Origin of the sequence: Acidovorax facilis (assembly GCF_023913775.1) — a bacterium.
GTDB classification, from domain to species: Bacteria; Pseudomonadota; Gammaproteobacteria; order Burkholderiales; family Burkholderiaceae_C; genus Acidovorax; species Acidovorax facilis.
The window spans coordinates 1-449 of sequence record NZ_JAMXAX010000335.1 but is presented as its reverse complement, the minus strand read 5'-3'; the positions used below and the strand labels follow the sequence as shown (position 1 = coordinate 449).

Annotated in this window: 1 protein-coding gene; it reads left to right on the top strand. The window is 69.0% G+C overall.

The features are described 5' to 3' along the window. Nucleotide 1: 1 nt before the first annotated feature. A partial coding sequence (locus NFX52_RS30480) for an AMIN domain-containing protein (RefSeq protein ID WP_252636021.1) occupies nucleotides 2-449 on the top strand: 448 nt, incomplete at its 3' end.

Below are 449 nucleotides of genomic sequence, written 5' to 3'. Positions count from 1 at the left end.
CCTGCCCTCGCGCCGCGCTGTGCTGCAGGCGGGCAGTCTGGTGCTGTTGCTGGGCACGCAGCAGATTGCACGCGGCGCCACCATCCTGGCCGTGCGCGTGTGGCCCGCCCCCGAGTATTCGCGCGTGACCATCGAATCCGACGGTGCGCTGGTGGCCAAGCAGTTTTTCGTGACCACCCCGCCCCGGCTGGCGGTGGACATCGAGGGCATCGACCTGAGCCCCGAGCTGCGCGAGCTGGTGGCCAAGGTCAAACCAGACGACCCCAACATCGCCGGTATCCGTGTGGGCCAAAACGCACCCGGCGTGGTGCGTCTGGTGGTCGACCTGAAACAGGCGGCCATGCCCCAGGTGTTCACGCTGCCCCCCGTGGCGGCCTACCAGCACCGGCTCGTGTTTGACCTGTACCCCGCCGCACCGGTGGACCCGCTGGAGGCGCTGATTGCCGAAC